Annotated in this window: 28 protein-coding genes; 20 read left to right on the top strand and 8 right to left on the bottom strand. The window is 70.2% G+C overall.

Annotation, left to right across the window (positions count from 1 at the left end):
* Positions 1–115 precede the first annotated feature (115 nt).
* From JI746_RS13955 to JI746_RS13980, 6 genes are all read left to right on the top strand, one after another.
* Positions 116–349, top strand: coding sequence for a KGG domain-containing protein (locus JI746_RS13955; protein WP_201690258.1), 234 nt, complete (start codon positions 116–118; stop codon positions 347–349).
* A gap of 330 nt (positions 350–679) precedes the next feature.
* Positions 680–1,687, top strand: coding sequence for a non-homologous end joining protein Ku (gene ku, locus JI746_RS13960; protein WP_201690260.1), 1,008 nt, complete (start codon positions 680–682; stop codon positions 1,685–1,687).
* 11 nt (positions 1,688–1,698) lie between these two features.
* Complete coding sequence (locus JI746_RS13965; RefSeq protein ID WP_201690262.1) at positions 1,699–2,199, top strand: FxsA family protein; 501 nt, start codon at positions 1,699–1,701, stop codon at positions 2,197–2,199.
* 28 nt (positions 2,200–2,227) lie between these two features.
* A complete protein-coding gene (locus JI746_RS13970; protein ID WP_201690263.1) occupies positions 2,228–2,704 on the top strand; it encodes a BON domain-containing protein in 477 nt (158 codons plus the stop codon).
* A 66-nt stretch (positions 2,705–2,770) separates the two neighbouring features.
* Positions 2,771–3,058 (top strand): hypothetical protein, encoded by a 288-nt coding sequence (locus JI746_RS13975; RefSeq protein WP_201690264.1) that lies wholly within the window; start codon positions 2,771–2,773, stop codon positions 3,056–3,058.
* Between the two features lie 130 nt (positions 3,059–3,188).
* On the top strand, positions 3,189–4,571 hold the full coding sequence (locus JI746_RS13980) for an Ig-like domain-containing protein (RefSeq protein ID WP_201690265.1): 1,383 nt from the start codon (positions 3,189–3,191) through the stop codon (positions 4,569–4,571).
* A gap of 251 nt (positions 4,572–4,822) precedes the next feature.
* Here JI746_RS13980 and JI746_RS13985 read toward each other — a convergent pair whose 3' ends face one another.
* Positions 4,823–5,041 (bottom strand): hypothetical protein, encoded by a 219-nt coding sequence (locus JI746_RS13985; RefSeq protein WP_201690266.1) that lies wholly within the window; start codon positions 5,039–5,041, stop codon positions 4,823–4,825.
* 273 nt (positions 5,042–5,314) lie between these two features.
* Between JI746_RS13985 and JI746_RS13990 the strand changes: the two genes are divergently transcribed.
* A complete protein-coding gene (locus tag JI746_RS13990) occupies positions 5,315–5,707 on the top strand; it encodes a ChaB family protein (protein WP_201690267.1) in 393 nt (130 codons plus the stop codon).
* A gap of 3 nt (positions 5,708–5,710) precedes the next feature.
* On the opposite strand, the gene JI746_RS13995 is transcribed toward JI746_RS13990, so the two are convergent.
* The 3 genes from JI746_RS13995 to JI746_RS14005 all read right to left on the bottom strand — a co-directional run bounded on the left by JI746_RS13995 (position 5,711) and on the right by JI746_RS14005 (position 7,190).
* On the bottom strand, positions 5,711–6,151 hold the full coding sequence (locus JI746_RS13995; protein ID WP_201690268.1) for a hemerythrin domain-containing protein: 441 nt from the start codon (positions 6,149–6,151) through the stop codon (positions 5,711–5,713).
* A 140-nt stretch (positions 6,152–6,291) separates the two neighbouring features.
* Complete coding sequence (locus JI746_RS14000; RefSeq protein WP_201690270.1) at positions 6,292–6,840, bottom strand: sugar O-acetyltransferase; 549 nt, start codon at positions 6,838–6,840, stop codon at positions 6,292–6,294.
* A 77-nt stretch (positions 6,841–6,917) separates the two neighbouring features.
* The gene (locus JI746_RS14005) at positions 6,918–7,190 is read right to left on the bottom strand and encodes a hypothetical protein (protein WP_201690271.1); all 273 of its coding nucleotides are present in this window, start codon (positions 7,188–7,190) and stop codon (positions 6,918–6,920) included.
* A gap of 181 nt (positions 7,191–7,371) precedes the next feature.
* On the opposite strand from JI746_RS14005, the gene JI746_RS14010 reads away from it, so the two are divergent.
* The 3 genes from JI746_RS14010 to JI746_RS14020 all read left to right on the top strand — a co-directional run bounded on the left by JI746_RS14010 (position 7,372) and on the right by JI746_RS14020 (position 9,882).
* Entirely contained in the window at positions 7,372–8,055 is a 684-nt protein-coding gene (locus JI746_RS14010) for a hypothetical protein (protein WP_201690272.1), read from the top strand.
* A gap of 107 nt (positions 8,056–8,162) precedes the next feature.
* Positions 8,163–8,624 carry a FixH family protein gene (locus JI746_RS14015; protein ID WP_201690273.1) on the top strand — a complete coding sequence of 154 codons (462 nt, stop codon included), beginning with the start codon at positions 8,163–8,165 and terminating at the stop codon, positions 8,622–8,624.
* Entirely contained in the window at positions 8,617–9,882 is a 1,266-nt protein-coding gene (locus JI746_RS14020) for a cytochrome-c peroxidase (protein ID WP_201690274.1), read from the top strand. The genes JI746_RS14015 and JI746_RS14020 overlap by 8 nt, the downstream gene beginning before the upstream one ends.
* Here the strand turns inward: JI746_RS14020 and JI746_RS14025 are convergent.
* The 3 genes from JI746_RS14025 to pal all read right to left on the bottom strand — a co-directional run bounded on the left by JI746_RS14025 (position 9,870) and on the right by pal (position 11,899).
* Positions 9,870–10,700 (bottom strand): AraC family transcriptional regulator, encoded by an 831-nt coding sequence (locus JI746_RS14025; RefSeq protein WP_236599825.1) that lies wholly within the window; start codon positions 10,698–10,700, stop codon positions 9,870–9,872. The two genes, JI746_RS14020 and JI746_RS14025, sit on opposite strands and share 13 nt — an antisense overlap.
* Positions 10,701–10,788: 88 nt before the next feature.
* The gene (locus tag JI746_RS14030) at positions 10,789–11,307 is read right to left on the bottom strand and encodes a MarR family winged helix-turn-helix transcriptional regulator (protein WP_201690275.1); all 519 of its coding nucleotides are present in this window, start codon (positions 11,305–11,307) and stop codon (positions 10,789–10,791) included.
* 43 nt (positions 11,308–11,350) lie between these two features.
* Positions 11,351–11,899: a peptidoglycan-associated lipoprotein Pal gene (pal, locus tag JI746_RS14035; protein ID WP_201690277.1), complete on the bottom strand. Its 549-nt coding sequence runs from the start codon at positions 11,897–11,899 to the stop codon at positions 11,351–11,353.
* A 161-nt stretch (positions 11,900–12,060) separates the two neighbouring features.
* On the opposite strand from pal, the gene JI746_RS14040 reads away from it, so the two are divergent.
* The 10 genes from JI746_RS14040 (at position 12,061) to JI746_RS14085 (ending at position 21,616) form a co-directional block, all read left to right on the top strand.
* Positions 12,061–14,334, top strand: coding sequence for an alpha,alpha-trehalose-phosphate synthase (UDP-forming) (locus JI746_RS14040; RefSeq protein ID WP_201690279.1), 2,274 nt, complete (start codon positions 12,061–12,063; stop codon positions 14,332–14,334).
* 48 nt (positions 14,335–14,382) lie between these two features.
* The gene (locus JI746_RS14045; protein WP_201690280.1) at positions 14,383–16,008 is read left to right on the top strand and encodes an ATP-binding protein; all 1,626 of its coding nucleotides are present in this window, start codon (positions 14,383–14,385) and stop codon (positions 16,006–16,008) included.
* On the top strand, positions 16,005–16,616 hold the full coding sequence (locus JI746_RS14050; RefSeq protein WP_201690282.1) for a response regulator transcription factor: 612 nt from the start codon (positions 16,005–16,007) through the stop codon (positions 16,614–16,616). The genes JI746_RS14045 and JI746_RS14050 overlap by 4 nt, the downstream gene beginning before the upstream one ends.
* A 184-nt stretch (positions 16,617–16,800) precedes the next feature.
* A complete protein-coding gene (locus tag JI746_RS14055) occupies positions 16,801–17,187 on the top strand; it encodes a hypothetical protein (protein ID WP_201690283.1) in 387 nt (128 codons plus the stop codon).
* On the top strand, positions 17,187–17,444 hold the full coding sequence (locus JI746_RS14060; RefSeq protein WP_201690284.1) for a DUF5985 family protein: 258 nt from the start codon (positions 17,187–17,189) through the stop codon (positions 17,442–17,444). Before JI746_RS14055 ends, JI746_RS14060 begins: the two co-directional genes overlap by 1 nt.
* A 3-nt stretch (positions 17,445–17,447) precedes the next feature.
* Positions 17,448–17,705, top strand: coding sequence for a DUF5985 family protein (locus tag JI746_RS14065; protein WP_201690285.1), 258 nt, complete (start codon positions 17,448–17,450; stop codon positions 17,703–17,705).
* A gap of 109 nt (positions 17,706–17,814) precedes the next feature.
* Complete coding sequence (locus JI746_RS14070; protein WP_201690286.1) at positions 17,815–18,312, top strand: hypothetical protein; 498 nt, start codon at positions 17,815–17,817, stop codon at positions 18,310–18,312.
* Between the two features lie 16 nt (positions 18,313–18,328).
* Complete coding sequence (locus JI746_RS14075) at positions 18,329–19,294, top strand: DUF3014 domain-containing protein (RefSeq protein ID WP_201690287.1); 966 nt, start codon at positions 18,329–18,331, stop codon at positions 19,292–19,294.
* A gap of 4 nt (positions 19,295–19,298) precedes the next feature.
* Entirely contained in the window at positions 19,299–20,495 is a 1,197-nt protein-coding gene (locus tag JI746_RS14080) for a cation:proton antiporter (protein ID WP_201690288.1), read from the top strand.
* A gap of 5 nt (positions 20,496–20,500) precedes the next feature.
* Positions 20,501–21,616, top strand: coding sequence for a YbdK family carboxylate-amine ligase (locus tag JI746_RS14085; protein ID WP_201690289.1), 1,116 nt, complete (start codon positions 20,501–20,503; stop codon positions 21,614–21,616).
* A gap of 18 nt (positions 21,617–21,634) precedes the next feature.
* Here JI746_RS14085 and JI746_RS14090 read toward each other — a convergent pair whose 3' ends face one another.
* Positions 21,635–23,872, bottom strand: coding sequence for an NADP-dependent isocitrate dehydrogenase (locus JI746_RS14090; protein ID WP_201690290.1), 2,238 nt, complete (start codon positions 23,870–23,872; stop codon positions 21,635–21,637).
* Positions 23,873–23,936 lie beyond the last annotated feature (64 nt).

Consider the following 23,936-nt stretch of genomic DNA (forward strand, 5'->3'; position numbering starts at 1 on the left):
CATTGCGCACAGACTCTGCCGTTGCGTTGGCCTGACGCCCACCAAGCCGGCAACGCAAGACCCTGGACAGCGGGCGAGCCCCCCGCGTTCGCAGACCAACCTAGACGAGGACCCCATGGAACAATCCGTCCACGATGCCGACAACATGAAGCCCGCCACGAAGAAGTCGCTGCGCGGTTTCGCTGCGATGGATCCGCAGCGCCAGCGCGAGATCGCCAGCCTCGGCGGCCGCGCGGCGCACCAGAGCGGCCACGCGCACGAGTTCACCAGCGAGGAAGCGCGCGCCGCCGGCAAGAAGCGCCACGCACGCGCGACGGCGTCCGCCGTCAGCGAAGCTCCCCGCGCCTGATCCCCGCGGGCAACGGACCACGCGCTGCGCGCCAGGCTCCGCGGGCCGCCAGGCCCGCGCCGGCGCCGATCCGGGGGTGGCTGCCACGCCATCCACACAGGACGCGGGAACCTTGCCCCTGTCGCTCTGCCCCTCCCCCTCTTCCCCGCCCCTGCGCCGGCCGTGGCCCCCCGCCTCGCCGGCGCAGCCGCTTGCGCCCCGCGGCCTTGCGTCGCGCCCCGCCCCCGCGCACGTGTCGATGGCTGCCTACAGGACCGGCGGCGCGCGTCCGACACGCTGCGGCCGGGCAACTTCGCAAACTGCCCGGAAACATCCGCACATACTTTTTCAATGGCAGATACCAAGGGCATGGCGAAGACTTCCACCCGATCCCTGTGGAAGGGCGCCATCACGTTCGGGCTGGTGCACATCCCGGTCGGCCTCTATTCGGCGACCGAGGAAACCGACGTCGATTTCGACTGGCTGGACCGCCGCACCCTCGACCCGGTGGGCTACAAGCGCATCAACAAGCGCACCGGCAAGGAGATAGCCAAGGAGGACGTGGTCAAGGGCGTCCAATTCAGCAAGGGCCAGTACGTGGTGCTGTCGCCGGATGAAATCGCCGAGGCCTACCCCCGCACCACCCAGACGATCGAGATCGCGGCCTTCATGGACGTGAACGAGGTGCCCTTCGTCTATCTCGAGAAACCCTACTACACGGCACCGATCAACAAGGGCGAGAAGGTCTATGCCTTGCTGCGCGAGGCCCTCAGGGAAACCGGCAAGGCGGCGCTCGCGCGGGTGGTGATCCGCAGCAAGCAGCACCTGGCGGTGGTGCTGCCCTGCGGCCCGGCGCTGGTGCTGAACCTGCTGCGCTGGGGCGGCGAGATCCGGTCCTGGGAGGGCCTGAACCTGCCGGCGCAAGGCAAGGCGGCCGGCATCCGCGACACCGAGCTGGCCATGGCCAGGCACCTGATCGAGGAGATGAGCGGCCACTGGCACGCGGACGAACTGCGCGACAACTTCCACGACGCGGTGATGAAGCTGGTGGAAGCCAAGGCGAAGGCGGGTGAGGCGAGCACCGTCGAACCGCTGGAGCCGGCCCCCGACGCGCAGGGCGCCGACGTCATCGACCTGACCGAATTGCTGCGCCGCAGCCTCAAGGGCGGCGCGAAGGCGGCGCCCGCCCCGGCGCCGGCCAGAGCGCCGGCGCAGAAGGCTGCGAGCCGGTCCCGCACCGCCAGCCAGCGGCCGGAGGCGGAACGCGCCGTGGCGGCCGCCAGCCCGCGCAAGAAGGCCGGCAAGTCCGCAGCGAAGAAAAGCCCCCCTGCAACGACGCGCGCCAAGCGTGCGGCCTGAAGCCCGATCCGATGGACTCCACCCTCTACCTGGCCTTCTGGCTTCTCGCCGTGCTGATCGCGATCGGCGTCCTCAGCTGGGTGCTGGCGCGCCACCAGGGCCGCCACGACCTGCGCCGCCAGCAGGCCCAGCGCCTGCTGCAGGCCCTGGAACGCTATTCGGAATGGGTGTGCGCCCAGCGCCTGGCCGCCGTGTTCCAGGGCGAGCCCCCGGAAGCGGCGGAGGCGCTGGACGACGCCTGCACCATCCGCATGGCCTGGTTCCCGGAACTGGCCGGCGACATGGCGCAGCTGGTGGCCGTCCACAACCGCATCATCAGTTTCCTGGGCACGCAGCAGGCGCTGTGGCTGCGCGACCCCGAGCACTGGCTGGAATCGGACCACGACAAGCGCTTCATGGCGCTGTGGCGCCAGCACCGGTTCGCCCTGCAGGCGGTGCTGGCGGGGCTCGAACAGGTGACCAGCGTCAAGATCCAGCCCGCTGCCCCGCGGCGCGAATCGACTTATGCTTGAACCTCTTTCCGGCGAAGCGGAGCAACCCATGAGGCCCCTAGGCACCCTTGGCGCAGTGGCAGCCGGCGCGCTGGCCATGTACTACCTCGACCCAGAGCTGGGGGCGCAGCGCCGCCGGCTGCTGGCCGAACTCGTTCGCAGCGGCCTGCCGCAGGAGAGGCGGCAGGCTCGCCAGCGCACGCGCGCGTACCACCGCGTCACCCAGGCCGACCCGCAAAGCGACGCCGACCTGCGCGACCAGATCCAGACCCGGCTCGGCCGGCTGGTGAGCCATCCCGACACGATCGACGTCAGCGTCGACAACGGCGTCGTCCGCCTGGGCGGCCGCGTGCTGTCCAAGGAACGCGACGGCCTGCTGGAGCAGGTGCAGCAGATGCGCGGCGTGCAGAAGCTGGTGAACGCGATGGCCTCGGTGGACGATCCGCAGGACATGGGTCGGCGGCCCGGGCGCGCCGCCTCGGCGGAGGAGCCGGCGGCGCCCGGCGAACCGCAGCCGGTTCGCTGAGTCCCGGCGCGATCGGTTACGGATCCGGGCCAGCGCCGTCGCTACGATGTGGCCGCCCCCGACGCCATGAGCCGAACTGCCTTCTTCGCCGCCGCCGCCGTGCTGGTCAGCCTGGTGCTGCTGGGCCTGTCCATGGTCCTGCACTCCTGGGGCGGCATCGTGCTGCTGTTGCTCGGCGCCGGCGCGGTCGCGTGGTACCGGGCGCAGGTGGCCGAGGGCGAGGCCGCCGAACGCTTCTTCGGCGACATGGGAGAGGAAACGCGGCTGACCAACTTCCAGGCCGGTTCGGCCAGCGAGATGCCGCAGGATTCGCGCCTGCCCCGACCGCCCCAGCCGCCCGGCGGCCCGCAGTGACATGGCTCAGTCGACCTGACCGGCACCCGCGGGGGCGCGGTTCCCACGCGCCGCGCAGGACGCCTCCGACACGCCGGCCGAGCTGACCCTCCTAAGTTGCAGGCAACAGCCTGAACTCCTGGAGGTGTCCGTGAAAACCATACTGAGATCCACCGCGCTGGCAGCGATGCTGCTGGCGCCCCTGGCCGCGAGCTTCGTCGCGGCGCCTGCGCAGGCGGCCACCGCCCGCGCCGCCACCCCGCAGATCACGAACATGTCCCTCAACTCGGACTCCGGCCTCTCCCCCGGGGCCACGCTGCGGGTGCAGTTGTACGCGACGCCGAATGCGCGCCGGGCCACGCTGACGCTGGGGGACAACGGGCCGGCGGTGCAACTGCGCCAGCAGTCGGCCGGCAACTACGCCGGCTCCTACGTCGTGCGGCGCAGCGACCGCATCGATCCGACGACGCTGATGACCGCGCGGGTGACCTTCGGCGAGCGGGTCTATTCGCGCAAGTTCAACTTCCCGCCGTCGTTCCAGGCCCTGGCCATGGGCGCGGCCGCGGCGCCGCCTGCTGCCACGGCCCAGGCCCCGGCCATCGAGCGCTTCGTGCTGCGGTCCCCGGGCCGGCTCGAGCCCGGAAGCGAACTGCGCTTCCGCCTGGTGGGCGCGCCGGGCGGCGATGCCTGGATGGACATCCCGGGCGTGATCCGGGGGGTCGACCTCAGCGAAGTGCGGCCTGGCGTCTATGAGGGCACCTACACGGTCCGCCGCCGCGACGACCTGGATGCCTTCCGCAATGCCGTCGCCACGCTGCGCAGCGGCAGCCAGCGCCAGACGGCACGGGTGGACCTGCGCGGCGAGGATCGCGACGTCGGCGCCCGCCGCGACGAGCGCGCGCCGCAGATCAGCGAGCTCACGCCGGCCAACGGCGAGCGCGTCGCGGAACGGGGCCGCACGCAGGTGCGCGCCCACCTGTCCGACGAAGGCAGCGGCATCGATCCCGCCTCGGTGCGCCTGCGCCTGAACGGTCGCGACGTGACCGCCGATGCCCGGGTGACGCCCGAGGAACTGCACTACCGGGCCGACCTCGACCCGGGACGCTATACCGCCGAAGTGACGGTGCGCGACCAGGCCGGCAACGCCAGCACCAAGAGCTGGTCCTTCGACGTCACGCCGGGCGAGCGCTTCAGCGGGCCGGCGGGCGCCGAGCTGCCGCTGCAGATCACCAGCCACAGCAACAACATGGTGGTCGATGCGGCCGGCAACCTGTCCATCCAGGGCCGCACCGTGCCCCACGCGAACGTGCGGGTGCAGGTGGAGGCCGTGGCCAACGTCGCCGGAGTGCTGGGCGTGACCCAGCCGGTGGCGGACCAGTCCGTGCAGGCGGACCGCAACGGCTACTTCGGCGTGGCCCTCGCGCCGCGCGGCGGCCTGCCCATTCCGGGGACACGCTACGACCTGCGGGTCACCGCCACCAGCGGCAGCCAGACGGCGGAAGAACACCTCACGCTGATCCAGCGCCAGGGCTGACGCGACGCCGCTTCCCTAGCCAGCCCCGCTGCGGCGGGGCTTTTCTTTGTGCGGCCTGACGGGCGGACGGAACACGGGGCCGAGCGGGGTTGGCAGAAGTCCCCGGCTCGGAGATACTTCTTGAAACAGTTGTGAGGAATCAGATTCATCCAGCTGTTCCAGGTTTCGATGTCGTGGGGACGGGCTGCAGACAGGGCCCGCTGTAAGCCCGGCGCGTTGCGCGCCGGGCTTTTTTTTCTGGCGGGTGGGGCTCAGGCCAGCCGCAGGGCGATCGCTTCCACCACGACGAAGGCGCAGCAGGCGACCAGCAGCAGCAGCCATGCACCCGGCTTGCCGCGCGGCAGCAACACCGCGGCAGTTGCGCGGCGCGACTCTTCCGAGTGGCGGCCCTCGTCCTCCGGCACCGGCGCGCAGGGAGCCTGGGCCTCAGGCTCGGCAGCGAGGGGGGGATAGTGGGACGAAGCGAACATGCGGGTCTCCGTGAGCCGGACTGTAACGCCATCCTCATGCATAACGGCGGCCGTCATTTGCGCGGGGTCAATTCCGGGCGTCTGAGACCGCCGCGCAACAGATGTTGGACCCGGGTTTCAGCCCGAAGTGCCCGGCAATGCGTACGGAAGTGAGCCGGCCCAGCGGCGCGCCACCGTCACAGCCCGTACCGGGCGACAGTGCGCTGCGTCCGACAGGAGCCCTTGCCTTGCCCGCCGAAAATGGACCGGTCGGAAGCGCGAAAGGAGACCACCATGCCGAAGAAATCCGGGGTCGACATGCCCAGCACGCTGGAGCGCTCGCCGAAGAAGGCGCAGCGCACCTACGCCGAGACGCTCAAGCACGCGGAAGCCGAGTACGGCAAGGGCGAGCGCGCCAGCCGCACGGCCTATGCGTCGCTCAAGCACAGCTTCGAGAAGGTGGGCGACCACTGGGAAGCCAAGGACCACAAGGGCCCGTCGGACCCGCGGTCAACCAGGACGACGAAGGAAAAGCGCGCCGGCAAGGGCGAGACCTTCGGCGGCGTCGACGCGATCGGGCACACCCGCCAGGAGCTGTACGAGCGCGCCCGGCAGCTCGATGTGCCGGGCCGCTCCTCCATGGACAAGAAGGCGCTGGCCCGGGCGATCGCCAAGAAGCAGAAGTAGCCGTCAGGCCGGGTGCGGCGCCATCAGCTCGCTCTTGCGGGCCTCGAGCTGCGTCGCGAGCTGCATCAGGTCCAGGCCCTGCGCCTTGCGGGCCTGCGGGAACATCTTCTCGCGCTCGTCGTTCACGTGGTGCAGCACCGCGTCTTCGAGTTCGAGCATCAGGCGTGCGTCGGTCGGCGTGTTCTCCACTTTCGAGATCAGCTCGCGCGCTTCCTGGTGCTCCTTGCGCGAATGCTGCAGGAGCTGCTGGTCGCCGGTGGCGCGGCCGAAGGCGGGATAGAAGATCTCTTCCTCGATCTGCGCATGGACGGTGAGTTCCTGGCAGATCTGCTGCGCCAGCAGGCGCTTGCGGTTGTCGTCATGCGCGGTCTTGTACTGCTGGAACAGGGCTGCGACCTTGTTGTGGTCGGCATCGAGCAAGGCGAGTGCGTCCTGCTGGGGCATGTTGTTTTCTCCGGTAGTCGTTACGATCCTTCAAGATACGCGCCGTGTGCGCGGCGACAGCCCGAGGGCGGGCGGTTCCAGCGTAGGCGCAGGCTGACGCGCGGGCTGGCGCGGCCCGGCCGCCAGGCTGCCGTAGCGCCTCAGGCCGGACGGATCACCCGGCAGGGATTGCCGGCGGCGAACATGCCGGCCGGGATGTCGCGGGTGACGACGCTGCCCGCACCCACGACCGCGCCATCCCCGATCTGCACGCCCGGCAGGATCACGGCGGCGCCACCGATCCAGACATCCGATCCGATCGTGACCGGCCTGCCGTACTCCTGCCGGCGGCGCAGTGCCGCATCCATCGGGTGCAGGGCGGTATAGACCTGCACGGCGGGCCCGAACAGCGTGTGCGAGCCGATGCGCACGCGGCAGACATCGAGCACCACGCAGTTGAAGTTGAAGTAGACGTGTTCGCCCAGCTCGATGTTCCCACCGTAGTCGCAGAAGAATGGCGCGGTCACGTAGACGCTCTCGCCGCCGGCACCGAACAGTTCCTGCAGCACCTGCCGCCGCCCGGGATCGTGCGGAGACAAGGCGTTGATGCGCGCACAGAGCAGGCGGGCACGCTCGCGGGCGGCCACCAGTTCGGGATCCTGGGCGTCGTACGGTTCGCCCGCCAGCATCCGCTCGCGTTGGCTGGTCATCGGACGATTGTGCGTGCGCCGCGGGAGCCGGCAACGCTGGGCCGCCGCGGCGAAGAACGGGCCGGCAAACGCCGGCGCTAGCCGGCGTGGGAAGCCGCGGCGCTCGTTGCGGCCTGGGCAAAGGCCCGCGTCGCCGGCAGGCCGAGCCGGCGGCGCAAGCCATCCTCGTACTCCCAGTCCGCGGCGCAGTCGCCGTCGCAGAACAGGCGGTCCTGGATGCCTTCCGTGTTGCCGCAGTTGTGGCAGCTGCCCGCGGGCCGCAGCACGCTCAGGCGCTGGCGCTGCGCCGCCAGCGCGTGCGTCAGGTGGCGCTGCTCGGAATCGAATGCGAGATCGGCTTCGTCTGCCATGGTTGGTCCCTGCGTGACGGTTCGCGCGAAGATGCGACCCTGTAGCTGCGCATTCTTCGGCGTGCGCCTGCAGGCGGGCTGTCCACCCTTGGCAGAGGTTGCTGTAGGACGGCCGCGTGGCGTGCCGCCGGCAGGCATCGGGGCGCGCGTCGGAGCGCGGCGCGCCTGCGATGGCCGGTGCATGTTTCGCGTGCACGCCGCGCCCATCGTGCAAGGCCTTGATTTCATTGCGGATGCGCCGGGGCGCTGCGGCGCGCTGCATGCCGCCCGTGTACTTCGAAGCGGGCCGCGCCGGCGGCGGGCTGCCGGTGCGCAGGCGCAAGTGCTTGATCCTGAACGCAATCCACGGCCCGCGCGGCGCATGGCACGGCTGATGCTCTGGCTTCGACAGACAACAACGGAGAAGACCATGACAGCACTGCGCACCACCCTCGCCTTCAACGGCCCGATGTCCGCTGAACGCGCCACTCCGGCTCTCGCGACGCGGGTCCCCGGGCTGCTGAAGAACATGGTCCTGTTCCTCGCCTCGCCCTTCATCGGCCTCGCCTATGCGGTGCTGCTTCCCTTCGTCGGCCTCGGCATGCTGCTCTGGTGCGCCATCGAAGGGGCGAGGAAGCCGGCACCCACGGCAGCCGCAGCCGCCGAAGAACGGCCCGCGGCTGCGGCGGTACAGGTCGAAGCGCTGCCGGCGGTGCAGGTCGCTGCCGCCGAAGAAACGCAGGCCGCCGGCAGTGTCGCGATGCTGTTGCTCGAGCTGCTGGCCGCGCCCTTCGCCGGTCTCGCCTTCGTGATCGCGCTGCCCTTCGTGGCGCTGGGGGCCCTCGCCTGGACGGCCGGCAAGGCAGCATTCGCCCCCGCCGCCTGACCCGCCTTGCACTTGAACGAAAGGGCTGCGCCGGCAGCCCTTTCATTCAATTCCGGAAAGGCCGCGACCGGAACAATCCGCTCCTTCCATCCCACAAGGAGCGCCCGATGCACCCCCTCCCCCGGCCCGCCGCACTCGCCCTGCTCGCCCTCGCCGCCGCCATCGCCGGCTGCAGCACCCCTCCCGCCAACCTGGACCTCTCGCTCGACAAGCCGACCGCCGCCGGCGTGTACCGGGTGGCGCTGGTGCCGCCGCCGCAGCCGCCCGCGATCAACCAGCTCCACGCCTGGCGGGTGAAGCTGGCCACCGCCGACGGCGCCCCCGTCGTCCATGCACGCTTCGCCGTCGACGGCGGCATGCCCCAGCACGGTCACGGCCTGCCGACGCAGCCGCGGGTGACGCGCGAGCTCGAGGCTGGCACCTACCTGCTCGATGGCATGAAGTTCAGCATGACGGGCTGGTGGGAGTTGAAGCTCGCCATCGACGCCGCCGCGGGCCCCGACAAGATCACGTTCAACACCGTCGTCGATGCGCCGAGGACCACGGCGGCGAGGAACACGCATGAATAAGGCCCTGGCGATCGCAGGCGCCGGCATCGCCCTCCTGCTGGTGTCGGTCGTGGCAGCGCAGGACGGCGCGCCGCGCGACCGCTGGACGGCGCAGGAAATCGCCACGATCGCCTCGATGCAGCTGAAGGAGGCCGGCCCGCCGCCGGCGGACCCGTCGAATGCGTACGAGGCGAAGCCGCAGGCCGCTGCCCTGGGTCGCGCCCTGTTCCACGACACGCGCCTGAGCGGCAATGGCAAGGTCGCCTGCGCGAGCTGCCACGACGCCGACCGACAGTTCCAGGACGGCCGCAAGGTCGGCCAGGGCGTGGGGACGGGCAAGCGCCGCACCATGCCCGTCATGGGCGCGGCGCACGCGCCCTTCCTGTTCTGGGACGGCCGCAAGGACAGCCTGTGGTCGCAGGCCCTCGGGCCGCTGGAGGATCCGGCCGAACACGGCGCCAATCGCGTCATGCTGGTGCGGACCGTGGCTGCCCGGTATCCCGGGGAGTACGCGCAGGCCTTCGGCCCGCTGCCGGAGCTCGGGCCCTTGCCGGCCGCCGCCTCGCCCGTCGGCAGCGCGTCGGAGCGGGCGGCCTGGGAGGCCCTGCCCGCCTCCACGCGCACGGCGGTGAACCGCGTGTTCGCCAACATGGGCAAGGCGATCGCCGCCTACGAGCGGCAGGTGCGCCACGGCGAATCCCGGTTCGACCGCTATGCGGCCGCCACCGTGGCGCGCGATGGCCGCGGACAGGAAGTGCTCTCGCCGGCGGAAGTGCGCGGCCTGCGGCTCTTCCTCGGCCCGGGCCAGTGCGCGACCTGCCACAACGGCCCGCTCCTGACGGACCACGCCTTCCACAACACCGGCGTCCCGCCCGCGCAAGCGGCGCAGCCGGATCGGGGCCGCGCCGGCGCCGTCGCGAAGCTGCAGCAGGACGAATTCAACTGCCTGGGTCCGTACAGCGACGCCGGCGAACAGGATTGCGGGGAGCTGCGCTTCCTGGCCACGAACGACGCCGGCCAGCTCGCCGCCTTCCGGACGCCGGGCCTGCGCAACGTGGCGGAGCGCGCGCCGTACATGCACGCGGGCCAGTTCTCCACCCTGGAGGAGGTGCTCGATCACTACCGGCGCTCGCCGGCGGCCGTGCTCGGTCACAGCGAACTGGCACAGGCCGGCGAGAAGCACCGGGAACGGCAGCCGATCCGCCTCTCCGCCTCCGACCTGCAGGACTTGGCGGCTTTCCTGGGCACGCTCACCGGGCCCGTCGTTCAGCCGAAGTGACGTTGCGGGTCCCGCTGCCGCGCGGCCAGCGGCCCCGTCATCCGCATCGCCGAGGGCGCGAGTCCGAACATGGTGCGCGCGGTGCGCGACAGGTGCGCCGAATCGGCGAAACCGGCCGAATGCGCGGCCCGCGACAGCGTTTCGCCCTCCATCAGGCGGTCCCAGACCTGCAGGAGACGGCGCCACAGGGCGTAGGTGCGAAGCGGCATGCCGGTCTCCTGCACGAACAGGTGGCGCAGGCGGCTGGGCGAGAGCTTGACGGCCGCGGCGAGCTCCTCCAGCACCACGCCGTCGTCGCCGCGTTCGCGGATCAGGGCGATCGCCTGCAGCACGCGCGGATCCGAAGCCTCCTGCCGCACCGTGCGCGACAGGCCTTCGACCAGCTGGATCGCCAGCGCGCGCACCGCGTCGGCACTCTGCTCGACGCGCCAGGCCCGTTCGAGTCGCTCCGGCGCCACGGCCAGCGCATCGGCAGGGAGCGCCAGCGGCTGGCCGGCCAGCCTCCTGGTGATGGCCCGCCCTTCCAGCGTCTCCGGCTCGATGAAGATGACGCAGCTCCAGGCGCAGCGGCTGACGTCGATGGCATGCACCGCGCGCGAGGGGACCAGGGTGGCCGCCAGTTCCTGCCAGGCACCGCGGCGACCGAACTGCACCGACAGTCCCGCCGGTGCGCCGAGGGCCAGCTGGATCGCATAGTGCGCATGCGGCGCGATGGCGGCGCCGCCGGCGCCGATGAACATGCAGCCGCCGCTCCAGGCGACGAAATCGCCTTCGTAGTGGGCGCGAGCGGGCGCTTCGGTCATGAGGCTGGCGGCCATGGCGCGAGCGTACTGCGCGGGCGGCGACGAGGCCAGTCGATGCGGGACGGGACAGGCGCGACCCGCGGAGCGGCGCCGCTACGGCGCCTCAGTCTTCCCGCTCTCCCAAGGGCACGTTGCGACCCTTCACCTGCGGATCGAGCAGGTGGATCAGGCTGGCCAGGTCGCGGTCGAGCCGGGCCAGCGTCTTGTCGTCCAGCTTCTTGAGCGCGTCGGGCAGGATGCCCTCGAAAGGGCCGGGCGCCTTGCCCAGGGCCTTGTGGCCGCGCGTGGTGAGGTACAGCTGCACCGCGCGGCGGTCCTCGCCTTCGCGGGCGGAGACGACCATGCCTGCTTCCTGCAGTGCGCGCACCAGGTTGCTGGCGGTCGACTGGTGGACGTCCATGGCCCGGGCCAGCTCCTTGACGCCCACCCCCGCCCGGGCATGGATCACGCTCAGCGCCCACACCTGGGCGCCGGAGATGCCGGAGGTCTTCTCGACCGCGCGGAAATGGCTCTTGACGGCGTTGAACACCACCCGGAAGCGGCGCAGCACCTTGGTTGCCGGATCGACGGGGTGCTGCGTCGCCGGGGCCTTCCTGGGAGTGCCTTTCGCGGCCGTGCTCATGCGTGATCGAATGGCACAGGTCCCACGCGCGTGCGCTGCCGCTTCACCGCGCGGGGTAGACGAAGTCCACGCGGCGGTTCTGCGCCCAGGCGGCCTCGTCGTGGCCGCTCGCGCGCGGCTTCTCCTCGCCCCAGCTGATGGCCTCGACCTGCGTGTCCTTGACACCCAGCAGGCGCAGCGCCCGCTGCACGGCCTCGGCGCGCTTGTTGCCGAGCGCGAGGTTGTATTCCGGGCTGCCGCGCTCATCGGCATTGCCTTCCAGCCGCACCGCGACTTCCGGGTGCCTGGCGAGGTAGGCCCCTTGCAGCTGCACGATGGCCTGGTCCTCGGGGCCGAGACCGAAATCGTCGTAGCCGAAGAAGATGGTGCGCTGGCGGGCCAGCGGGCTGTTGGGGTCCAGGTATTCCGGCCGCGCTGCCGCTTGCGGCGCGGGCGAGGTCGAGGCGGGGGCGGCCGGCCTCACCGTGGCCACCGGCGGCGTCGGCCGCACGGCCACCTCGGGCACGGTCGATTCCGCCGGCTTGGGCGGCGTGCTGCAGGCGGCGAGCACGGCCGTCAGGAGGATGGGAAGGCAGGATCGGATGGGGTTCATGTTCGGCATCGCAAGGGGCGGCGGGACTGCCAGTATATGCATTGGTCCAAATGAACCCGCCACGGCCGGGCGCCGCTGGTCCCGGCGCCTCCCGTACGGGTAAACCCGCGACGCGGCCGTGGAATCGAAGCCAGCCATGCGGGGCGTGCCAGACTTTCGGCATGAAAACGTTGGGACTGCAGCTCCGCTTCCTCATCCCCCTGATCCTGATCCTCGCCGGCGCGGCCTACCTCGCGGTGCCGGTGATGGACCGGCTGACCTTGCGCTGGTTCGCGCGCGACCTCGACATGCGCGGCGTCCTCGTGGCCAACGCGCTCTCCGAGTCCGTCGCCGAGGCGGCCAGCGATACGCGCGGCCGCAAGCTGCAGGCCCTGTTCAGCCGCGCGGTGCTCGACGAGCGCCTGGTGGCGATCGGCCTGTGCTCGCCGACCGGCGAACTGCTGCGCCGCACCGACCATTTCCCCAAGGACATGACCTGCGTGCAGGCGGAGGACCTGGCGAACTCCAAGGGCACCAACCTGCACATCGAAGGCGGCCCGGTGCACGTGAGCGTGCACCCGGTGGCGAGCGAAGCGGGGCCGGTGGGCGAACTGGTGCTGATGCACGACCTGAGCTTCATCGAGCGCCGCAGCCAGGACACGCGGCGCTACCTGGTGATCCTGATCACCGGGCTGGGCGCGGTGATCGCGCTGGTGACGCTGATCGTGGCGCAACTGAGCTGGCGCGGCTGGATCGCAGGCACACGCGCGCTGCTGCATGGCGAAGGCCTGCTGCGGCCCAACTCGCCCGTCTTCCCGGAGCTCGCGCCGCTGGCCGCCGACCTGCGCGAGCGGCTGCGCGAAGTGGAGGACGAGTACAAGCGCCTGCAGGGCGCCGATGCCGACTGGACGCCGCACCGGCTGCAGACGCTGCTGCGCACGCAGATGCGCGGCGACCAGGTGATCGTGGTCTCCAACCGCGAACCCTACATGCACGAGCGCGGCGCCGGCGGCATCGAGATCCGTCGCCCCGCCAGCGGCCTCGTCACCGCCGTCGAGCCGGTGATGCGCGCCTGCTCCGGCACCTGGATCGCGCACGGCAGCGGCTCGGCGGACCGGGAAGTGGTGGACCGCCACGACCACGTGGCGCTGCCCCCCGGGCATGACGAATACCTCCTGCGCCGCATCTGGCTCACGCCGGAGCAGGAACAGGGCTACTACTACGGCTTCGCCAACGAGGGCCTCTGGCCGCTGTGCCACGTGGCGCACGTGCGCCCCGTGTTCCGCGAATCCGACTGGGAGCACTACAAGCGCGTGAACCGCCTGTTCGCCGATGCGGTGGTCGCGGAGGCCCGCAGCGAGGACCCGGTGATCCTGGTGCAGGACTACCACTTCGCGCTGGTGCCGGCGATGGTGCGCGAGCGCCTGCCGCGCGCCACCATCCTGAGCTTCTGGCACATCCCGTGGCCGAACCCGGAATCGTTCGGCATCTGCCCCTGGCGCGCCGAGATCCTGGAAGGCATGCTGGGCAGCACGATCATGGGCTTCCACACGCAGTTCCACTGCAAGAACTTCATGGAAACCGTGGACCGCTACCTGGAAGCACGGATCGAGCACGAACACTCGACCATCACCTTCCACGGCGACCCGACCTTCGTGGAGGCCTACCCGATCTCGATCGAATGGCCGCTGCCCGAACAGGCCCGGACCTGGCCGAGCGTCGGCCAGTGCCGCAGCGAACTGATGGAGCGCCTGGACATCCCGCGCGACCACCGCATCGCCGTCGGCGTCGACCGCTTCGACTACACCAAGGGCATTCTCGAGCGCCTGCACGCGGTCGAACGCATGCTGGAGAAGTACCCCGAATGGCAGAAGCGCTTCACCTTCGTGCAGGTGGCGGCGCCCTCGCGCGGCGCGCTGGAGGAGTACCGGCTGTTCCAGCAACGCATCGCCGCGCAGGTCGACCGCATCAACGACCGCTTCGGGCGGCCCGGCGCGCCGGTGATCCGCCTGCTCGCGCAGCACCATGAGCACGACGAGGTGACCAAGCTCTATCGGGCGGCGGACGTGTGCCTGGTCACCAGCCTGCACGACGGCATGAACCTGGTGTGCAAGGAGTTCATCGCCGCGCGCGACGACGAGCGTGGTGTGCTGATCCTCAGCCGCTTCGCCGGCGCGGCGCGGGAGCTCACCGAAGCACTGATCGTCAATCCCTACCACGTGGAGGAAACGGCGGACGCGCTGTTCCACGCGCTCACCATGCCGCCGGGCGAGCAACGCGAACGCATGGCCAGCCTGCGCAGCACGGTGCACGAATTCAACGTCTACCGGTGGGCCGGGCGCATGCTGTCCGACGCGGCCCGGCTGCGGCTGCGCCAGCGCGTCTCGACCCGGGTGCAGCGCCACGCCGGCTCGGGGACGATCGTGCCCCTGAGCCGCAAGTCCACGCGCTCCTGAGGATGCCCGCGCCGGCCCGTGCCGGCGCCGCAGGCTCACAATGGCAGCATGTCCAGCCTTTCAGCACGGCTCGCGGGATGGCGGCAGACGGCAGGTCTCGGCGTGGCAAGGATGATCCTTTATTTCGCCGCCTACGTCGGGCTTGCCTGGATCAGCTTCATCTATCCGGCCCGCGGGCTGAACATCACGCCCTGGAACCCGCAGGCCGCGCTGGCCGTGGGCCTGCTGCTCTGGCAGCCCCGCAGCTGGTGGCTGGTGTGGGTGGCGGTGGTCTCCGGGGAGGCCCTGGTCGGCAACGAGGCCGTCCCATGGCCCGCGATGGTGCTGTCGGCCGGAACGGTCACCGCGGGATATGCGGCGACGGCGGCGGCGCTGCGCCTGTGGATAGCTCCGAAGCTGCCGGTCGTGACGCGGCGTGACGTGGTCGTGTTCCTCGCCGTCGTCGCCGGGGGTGCCCTGCTCGGCGCGGTGCTGCGGGCCGCCGCGCTCTGGGCCACCGACGTGGTGCCGGCCGCGCGCATCCCCGCCGTGATCCACCGCGCCTTCATCGGCGACTGCGTGGGCCTGGTCGTCACGCTGCCGGTGCTGTGGGTGCTGGCCAGCCGCGAGCGGACGGCCGCCACCCGCACCATGCTGCGCGCGGGCGAGGCCTGGCTGATCGCGGTGGTCACCGCGGTCGCCATGCTGATCGTGTTCGCCCAGCCGACCGAGGAGCAGTTCAAGTACTTCTACCTGCTGTTCCTGCCCGTCGTGTGGGCGGCGGCACGCTTCGGTGCGATCGGCGCGGTGTGGTCGGCGGCGCTGGTGCAGATGCTGCTGATGCTGGCGGTGCAGACCGCGACCTACCAGCCGCTGACCGTGTTCGAGCTGCAGGTGCTGATGGCCGCCCTGACCTCCACCGGCGTGCTGCTCGGGGCCACGGTGGACGAGCGCGAGGAGGCGCAGCAGGCGCTGCGCGCCTCGCTGCGGCTGGCGGCGGCCGGCGACATGGCGGCGGCGCTCGCCCACGAGCTGAACCAGCCGCTCACCGCCATGAGCACCTATGCGCGGGCCTCGCAGCTGATCGCGCGCAAGCTCGGAAGCCAGCCCAACGCGCTGGTGGATCCGCTGGTCGAAGTCACCGACAAGCTGGCCGACGAGGCCACCCGGGCCGGCGAAGTCGTGAACCGGCTGCGCAAGTTCTTCCGCGACCGCTCGACCGAACTGCAGCCGACCGACATCGGCCAGCTGATCGTCGACGCCGTGCAGTCGCAGGAGCGGCGCGCCGAAGGCCTGGGCGTGAACCTGGCGTGGTCCTGCGATCCCGGCCTGGGCGCGGTGTGGCTGGACCCGGTGCAGATCACCGTCGTCCTGCGCAACCTGCTGGCGAATGCCATCGATGCGGCCTCGGCCGACCGGGAAGCGGCGCCGGCGCAGCGCCACGTGACCATCCGCGCGCTGCAGGAAGACGACCAGGTCATCGTCACCGTCGTCGACACCGCGCGCGGTCTGAACAGCGCCGAAGTCAGCCGGGTGTTCGAGAGCCGCCGCTCCGAAAAGCCCGGTGGCATGGGCGTCGGGCTGGCCATCAGCCGCTCGATCGTCGAGGCGCATGGCGGCCGGCTGTGGGCCGAAGCCGGCCCCGGGGGCAAGTTCCATTTCAGCCTGCCGGTGACCGCGGGAGTTCCGACATGAGCGGCCCCGTGCACCGGCAGACGGTCTTCATCGTCGACGACGATCCTTCCGTGCGCGACGCCCTGGCGCTGTTGCTCAGCCTGCGTGGCTATCCGACCGCCGTGTTCGCCTGCGCCGAGGACTTCCTGCGCGCGCTGGAGCCGCAATGGCGCGGCGTCGTGATCGCCGACATCCGCATGCCCGGCATGTCGGGGCTGGAGATGCAGGAGGCGCTGGCGCACCATCCTTCGCGCCTGCCGGTGATCGTGGTCACCGCCCACGGCGACGTCGCCGCGGCGCGCCAGGCCTTCAAGTTCAACGCGATCGACTTCCTGGAAAAGCCGTTCGACCACGAGCAGCTGCTCGCCTCCATCGACCGCGCGCTGAGCGGCCTGCCGCCCGATGCCTCGACGATCGGCACCCGCCCGGTGGCATCGACCCTCTCGGCGCGCGAGCGGGAAGTGATGGCGCTGGTGGTCGAGGGTCTCGACAACCGCGCCGTCGGCGAGAGGCTGGGCATCAGCCCGCGCACGGTGGAGGTCCACAAGTCGCGGGTGATGAGCAAGCTGGGTGCGCGCAATCTCGCCGAACTCATTCGGATCGCGCAGGTGGCGAACGGCGCCGGTTGACGCCTGGCTCGGGGATCGCCCGTACGGGCAGCCCGGCCGGACACGCCGTGACCGTCGGCACAATTGCGAACTCGAGCGAAAACTGGTGGCGCCCGCCGGGGCGCCTTTTTTTTCCGATGCCGTACCTCCTGCCCTCCACTGCGCGCCGCGCGACCCACCGGACCGATGAAGAACAACGGGAGAGATGAGCAATAAACAGGTCCCGGACGAGGTCCGCCGTTTCATCCTCACCAGCATCCCCTCGGTGCCCTACCTCGAGGCCTTGCTGCTGCTGCGATCGGAGCCCGCCCGCGGCTGGGATTCGTTCAACGTGGCGAGCCGCCTGTACATCGGCGAGAACCAGGCGCTGGAGCTGCTCCATGCCATGCAGCAGTCCGGCATCGCCGCGCGGACGGACAGCGGCGGATTCCTCTTTGCCCCCCGCGCGCCGGAACTCACGGCCGTCATCGACGCCGTCGCCGTCACCTATTCGCACAACCTGGTGGGCGTCACGGACCTGATCCACTCGCGCGTGGAAAAGCGGGCGCACCAGTTCGCCGACGCCTTCCGCTGGAAGAAGGACGGCGGGTGATGGGCGCAGTCATCTATTTCATGTGCGCGCTCACCAGCCTGACCTGCCTGCTGCTGCTCTGGCGCAGCTACCGCGCGACGCGCTCGGGCCTGCTGTTCTGGAGCGCGCTGTGCTTCCTGTTCCTCACGGTGAACAACACGTTGCTGGTGCTCGACAAGCTGATTCTCCCGAGCGTGGACCTGAGCCTCGCGCGGCTCGTCGCGGCCGGCGTGGCCGTCCTGCTGCTGCTGGTCGGCCTGGTCTGGGGCGAGGAGTAGGAATTGGAGCGACTCCTCATGGGCGGCATCGCGGCGGGTTCCCTGTTCGCCGGCCTGTTCTTCTTCCGTTTCTGGTACCAGACCCGCGACCGCCTGTTCCTGTACTTCGCCGCCTCGTTCTGGCTCGAAGCGCTCGACCGGGTGGCGCTGGCGCTGGTGCCGCATGCCGACGAACAGGAGCCGCTCTTCTACCTGGTGCGGCTGCTGGCGTATGCGTTGATCGTCGCGGCGATCTGGCAGAAGAACCGGACCCGCCGGTGAAGCGCGGGTGCCCCTGTTTCGAACGGGGTGGGGCGTCCTGCATTTGTCCACATCCATATACTGGCCGCGTTGCCCCCGCATCCGGCGACACCCAAGGGGAAAGCGAGCCATGCGAGATCCGTTGCTGAAACTGTCACTGCCGCTGCCGACCGCGGTTTCCGAACCGGTGGCCGGCGTGGTCGGCGGCCTGGTGGCCGGCGCGGCCTACCTGCTGGCGCAGGTTTCGTTCACGGCGGCGGCCCGCCCGGGCAGCGCCGCCGAACCGCTGCAGCGCATCGCCGCCATCCTGATGGGCCCCGATGCGGCACCGCCCCCTTCGGAGTTCACTTTCACCGTGCTGGGCATGGCGCTCATCATCCATTTCGGCCTGGCCATGGCCTTCGGCCGGCTGGTGTCCGCCCTGGTGTGGCGCCGCCGCGCCGGCTCCGGCCTGCTGGTCGGGGCCGCCGTCGGCGTGGCCCTGTATGCCTTCGACTTCTGGCTGATCGCGCCGACCGCGTTTCCCTGGTTCGAGGATGCCCTGCGCGCCGTCACCGTGGCCGACCATGCGCTGTTCGGCGCCGTTGCGGCGGCGGTGTGCATGACCCTGCGCCGGCCGGCGCGCTGACGGGGCTGTCCCGCGCATGAAGCCGGAACCCGAGCTCCGCACCGAAGCCGCGGAGCGGCCGCCACGGCCGCCGGAAGGCGCCGCGGGGATCCTGCTGGTGGTCGCGGGCCTGGTGATCGCCGGGGTCGTGGCCGCGTGGATCTGGCGCTCGCAGGCGCCGCAGCCGCACGGCAGCCCGGTGGCGACTCCGGAGCCGGCAGCGCCGGCCGCGCCGTCCTCGGCGCCGGTCGCCGCCGCCTCGGCGCCGGCCGTCAAGCACCCGCTGCAGGATGCCGTCGACCAGCCGCTTCGCAACGAGGACATCCCCTCGGCGCTCGCCGACCTGCTGGGCGCCAAGGCGGTCACCTCCTTCCTCCAGACCGATGGTTTCCCGCGCCGGCTGGTCGCCACCATCGACAGCCTGGGACGCGAGCATTCGCCGGTCGCGGCCTGGCCGGTGCTGCCCACGGGCGGCCGCTTCACGGTGGAGGAAAGGGCCGACGGCCCCGTGATTTCCGCCGACAACGCCGCCCGCTACACGCCTTTCGTGCTGCTGGCCGGCACGCTGGACGTGGGCCGCGCGGCAGCGATGTACCGCCGCCTCTACCCCTTGCTGCAGCAGTCCTGGCGCGAACTCGGCATGGGCGACCGCTACCTCAATGACCGCGTGATCGAGGTGATCGACCTGCTGCTCGCCACGCCGGAACCGGTCGAGCCGCCGCGCCTGCAGCTCACGCAGGTGAAGGGGCCGATCCCGTCCACGCGGCCCTGGGTGCGCTACGAGTTCGTCGACCCCGAGCTGGAAAGCCTGACCGCGGGCCAGAAGATCCTGGTGCGCGTCGGCCCCGTCAACGAACGCAGGCTCAAGGCCAAGCTGGTCGAACTGCGCGAGCAGATCGCCTCCGGCGGCACGCCGGCGGCGACGGCCGCGCCGGCCCCTGCGCCGCTGCCGGCCTCCGCCCCCGCGTCGGCTCCCGCGTCCACGCCTGCCCCGGCCCGCTAGCCCCATGCTGGACACCCTGGCGGTCGCCCTAGCCCTCGCCTGGCCGGTGGCCGTCGCCCTCGCATGGCTGCTGGGGGAACTGGGACAGCGCTGGAACATCCCCCGCATCGCCAGTTATGCGCTGGTGGGCTTCCTCTTCGCCCCGACGCAGCTCGGAAGCGTGGCCGCCAGCGGCGGGCCGCTGGGCGGGCTCGTCGCCAATACGGCCTTCGGCCTGATCCTGTTCGAATTCGGCTACCGCATCAACCTGCACTGGTTCCGGCAGAACCCCTGGATCGCCGCCACCGGCCTGCTGGACGTTGCGCTGTCCTTCCTGGCCGTGTACGCGCTGTCGCGCGTCATGGGGGCGGCCGTGCTCACATCGCTGCTGCTCGCCTCGATCGCCACCGCCACCTCGCCGGCCTCGTTGACGCGCGTGGTCAACGACCTGCGCAGTTCGGGCCAGGTCACCGAGCGCGCGCTGCACCTCACGGCGGTGAACTGCCTGTGCGCAGTGTTCGCCTTCAAGTTCATCGTCGGCTTCTGGACCTTCGATACCGCCGGCGACGCGGTCAAGGCCTTGTCGAACAGCGCGGTGGTCGTGCTCTTCTCGGTGGGCCTGGGGGTGGCGTTCGGCGGCGGCATGCCCCCGGTGCTGCGGCTGGTCGGGCGCTACCAGTCGGACGCGACCGTCGCCTTCGCCATCGCCGTCATCCTGCTGGTGGCGCTGACCCACCTGCTGCACCTGTCTGCGCTGGTGGCCACCCTGGCCTTCGGGCTGGTGGCGCGGCATCGCCGCGTGACCCTGAGCCAGGCGCAGCGCAATTTCGGCGTGCTCGGCGACCTCCTGATCGTCTTCCTGTTCGTCTACGTCGGCGCCAGCGCCGACTGGCGGCGCGCCTGGGCTGGCCTGCCGCTAGGCGCAGCGCTGGTGCTGGTGCGGGCGGCCGCAAAGGTGCTGGCCATGAGCGCCTTCGCGCGTGCGAGCGGAACGACGCTGCGCAAGGGCATGCTCACGGCGCTGGCCATGATGCCTCTTTCCACCTTCGTGGTGCTGCTGCTGGAGGACACCCGCCACGTGGGCATCGACCTGATCGACACGGTCGCGCCGGTGGCGGCCGCCACGCTGCTGCTGCAGTTGCTGGGCCCGATCGCCACCCAGCAGGCGCTGCGCGCGGCCGGCGAGGTGCAGGACCCGCGGCCCGGGAAAAGGCGGGAGTAGCGACCATGCCCCTGGAAGCCTTCGCGCAATCCGAGCCGCTCACCCTGGGCGTGGAACTCGAGCTGCAACTGGTCAGCCTGAGCGACTTCGACCTGACGCATGCCAGCTCGGACATGCTGGAGGTGCTGCAGCGCCGCCCCTTCCCGGGCACGGTGGTGCCGGAGATCACCGAGAGCATGATCGAGGTGGCGACCTCGATCCACCATCGCCACGACACGCTGCTGGCGCAGCTGCGCGAGATCCGGCAGGCGCTGGCCAGCGCCGGCGACCGGCTGAACGTCGGCGTCTGCGGCGGCGGGACGCACCCGTTCCAGCAGTGGTCCGAGCGCAGGATCTTCCCCAAGCCCCGCTTCAACCAGGTGTCGGCGCTGTATGGCTACCTGGCCAAGCAGTTCACCATCTTCGGCCAGCACGTGCACGTGGGCTGCACCTCGGGCGACGAGGCGCTGTTCCTGCTGCATTCGCTGAACCGCTACGTGCCGCATTTCATCGCGCTCGCTGCGTCGTCCCCGTTCGTGCAGCGCCACGACACGCTGTTCAGCTCCTCGCGGCTGAATTCGGTGTTCGCGTTCCCCCTGAGCGGCCGCGCTCCCTTCACGCTGGAATGGTCGGCGTTCGAGGGCGAGTACTTCGCGCGCATGGAGCGCACCGGCGTCGTGCGCAGCATGAAGGACTTCTACTGGGACATCCGGCCCAAGCCCGAATACGGAACCATCGAGCTGCGCGTTTGCGACACGCCCCTGACGGTGGACCGCGCCGCGGCGCTGGCGGGCTACCTGCAGGTGCTGTGCGCGCGGCTGCGCGAGGGCAGCGAGCCGGCGCCGGAGGAGACCGACTATCTCGTCTACAACTACAACCGCTTCCAGGCCTGCCGCTTCGGCCTGGAAGGCACGATCGTGCACCCGAAGACGTATGCCTCGCTGACCCTGCGCGAGGACATCGAAGCCACCGTGACATCGCTGCGCGGCGTCGCGCCGGGCCTGCAGGCGGACGATGCGCTCGATACCGTGCGGCGCATGCTGCGGGAAGGCAACGACGCCACGCTGCTGCGGCAGCAGCGTGGCGAGACGGGCAGCATGGAAGCCGTGGTCGACGTGGCGCTGCGGCGCTTTCGCGACTGAGCGCCGTCGACCGCCGGATCAGCCCTGGGCTGCTTCCAGCGCCGCGTTGAAGGTGGCGCTCGGGCGCATCACGGCCTCGACCTTGCTGCGGTCGGGGAAGTAGTAGCCGCCGATGTCCACCGGCTTGCCCTGCACCGCATTGAGCTCGTCGACGATCTTCTGCTCGTTCTCGCCCAGCTTCTTGGCCAGCGGCGCGAAGCGCGCGGCCAGTTCGGCGTCCTCGGTCTGCGCGGCCAGCGCCTGGGCCCAGTACATGGACAGGTAGAACTGGCTGCCGCGGTTGTCCAGTTGCCCGGTCTTGGGCGAGGGGCTCTTGTTGTTCTCCAGCAGCTTGCCGGTGGCGGCGTCCAGGGTCTTCGCGAGGATCTTGGCCTTCTCGTTGCCGGTCTTGATGCCCTCGTCCTCCAGGCTGACGGCCAGCGCCAGGTACTCGCCCAGCGAATCCCAGCGCAGGTGGTTTTCCTCCACCAGCTGCTGCACGTGCTTGGGCGCCGAGCCGCCCGCGCCCGTCTCGTACATGCCGCCGCCCGCCATCAGCGGCACGATCGACAGCATCTTGGCGCTGGTGCCCAGCTCCATGATCGGGAACAGGTCGGTCAGGTAGTCGCGCAGGATGTTGCCGGTGACGCTGATCGTGTCGAGGCCGCGGGCCACGCGCTCCAGCGTGAAGCGCATCGCGCGCACCTGGCTCATGATCTGGATGTCCAGGCCCGAGGTGTCGTGGTCCTTCAGGTAGGTCTTGACCTTCTTGATCAGCTCGTTCTCGTGCGGGCGATACGGGTCGAGCCAGAACACCGCCGGCATGCCGGAGTTGCGCGCGCGCGTGACGGCCAGCTTCACCCAGTCGCGGATCGCGGCATCCTTGACCTGGCACATGCGCCAGATGTCGCCCTTCTCCACGTTCTGCGAGAGCAGCACTTCGCCGGTGGCGAGGTCCGTGATGTTGGCGACGCCGTCTTCCTGCACCTCGAAAGTCTTGTCGTGCGAGCCGTATTCCTCGGCCTGCTGCGCCATCAGGCCGACGTTGGGCACGGTGCCCATGGTCCGCGGGTCGAACGCGCCGTGCCACTTGCAGAAGTTGATGATCTCCTGGTAGATGCGGGCGAAGGTCGACTCCGGCATCACGGCCTTGACTTCCTTCAGGCGGCCGTCGGCGCCGTACATCTTGCCGCCCTGGCGGATCATCGCGGGCATCGAGGCGTCGACGATGATGTCGTTGGGCGAATGGAAGTTGGTGATGCCCTTGGCCGAATCGACCATCGCGAGCTCCGGCCGGTGCTCGTGGCAGGCGTGCAGGTCGCGCTTGATCTCTTCCTGCTTGGACTCCGGCAGCGACTGGATCTTGTCGTACAGGTTGGCCATGCCGTTGTTCACGTTCACGCCGATCTCGTCGAACAGCTTGCCGTGCTTCTCGAAGGCTTCCTTGTAGAACATGCGCACGCAGTGGCCGAACACGATGGGGTGCGAGACCTTCATCATCGTGGCCTTCACGTGCAGCGAGAACAGCATGCCCGTCTTGCGCGCGTCCTCGATCTGCTGCTCGTAGAAGGCCAGCAGCGCCTTCTTGCTCATGAACATCGAGTCGATGATCTCGCCCGCCAGCAGCGAAGTCTTGGGCTTGAGCACGATGCTCTTGCCCGAAGTGGTGATCAGCTCCATCTTCACGTCGCGGGCCTGGTCCAGCGTCATGGACTTCTCGCCGTGGTAGAAGTCGCCGTGCGTCATGTGCGACACATGGGTGCGCGAAGCGGGGCTCCACTCGGCCATCGTGTGCGGATGCTTGCGGGCGAATTCCTTGACGGCGCGCGGCGCGCGGCGGTCGGAGTTGCCTTCGCGCAGCACCGGGTTCACGGCGGAGCCGATGATCTTCGCGTAGCGCTGGCGGAGCTTCTTCTCGTCCTCGGTCTGCGGGTTCTCCGGGAACTCGGGAACCATGAAGCCCTTGCCGCGCAGCTCCTTGATGGCGGCCAGCAGCTGGTTCTGCGAGGCGCTGATGTTCGGCAGCTTGATGATGTTGGCGTCCGCCTCCAGCGTCTTCTTGCCCAGTTCCGCCAGGGTGTTGGACACCTTCTGCTCGGGGCTCAGGAAGTCCGAGAACTCGCCCAGGATGCGGTGGGCCACCGAAATGTCGCTTTCGACCACCTCGATGCCTGCCGCCTGCGTGAAGGTGCGCACGATGGGCAGGAAGGAGTGCGTCGCCAGGTACGGCGCTTCGTCGGTCAGCGTGTAGATGATCTTGGAATGGTCTGCAGCCACGGGGATGTCTCTCGAAAGGTGGGTGGGCGAGAAAAGCCGATGCTTTGCATCGATTGTAGAGGTC

The organism is Ramlibacter alkalitolerans (assembly GCF_016722765.1).
In the GTDB taxonomy this organism is placed as follows: Bacteria; Pseudomonadota; Gammaproteobacteria; order Burkholderiales; family Burkholderiaceae_C; genus Ramlibacter; species Ramlibacter alkalitolerans.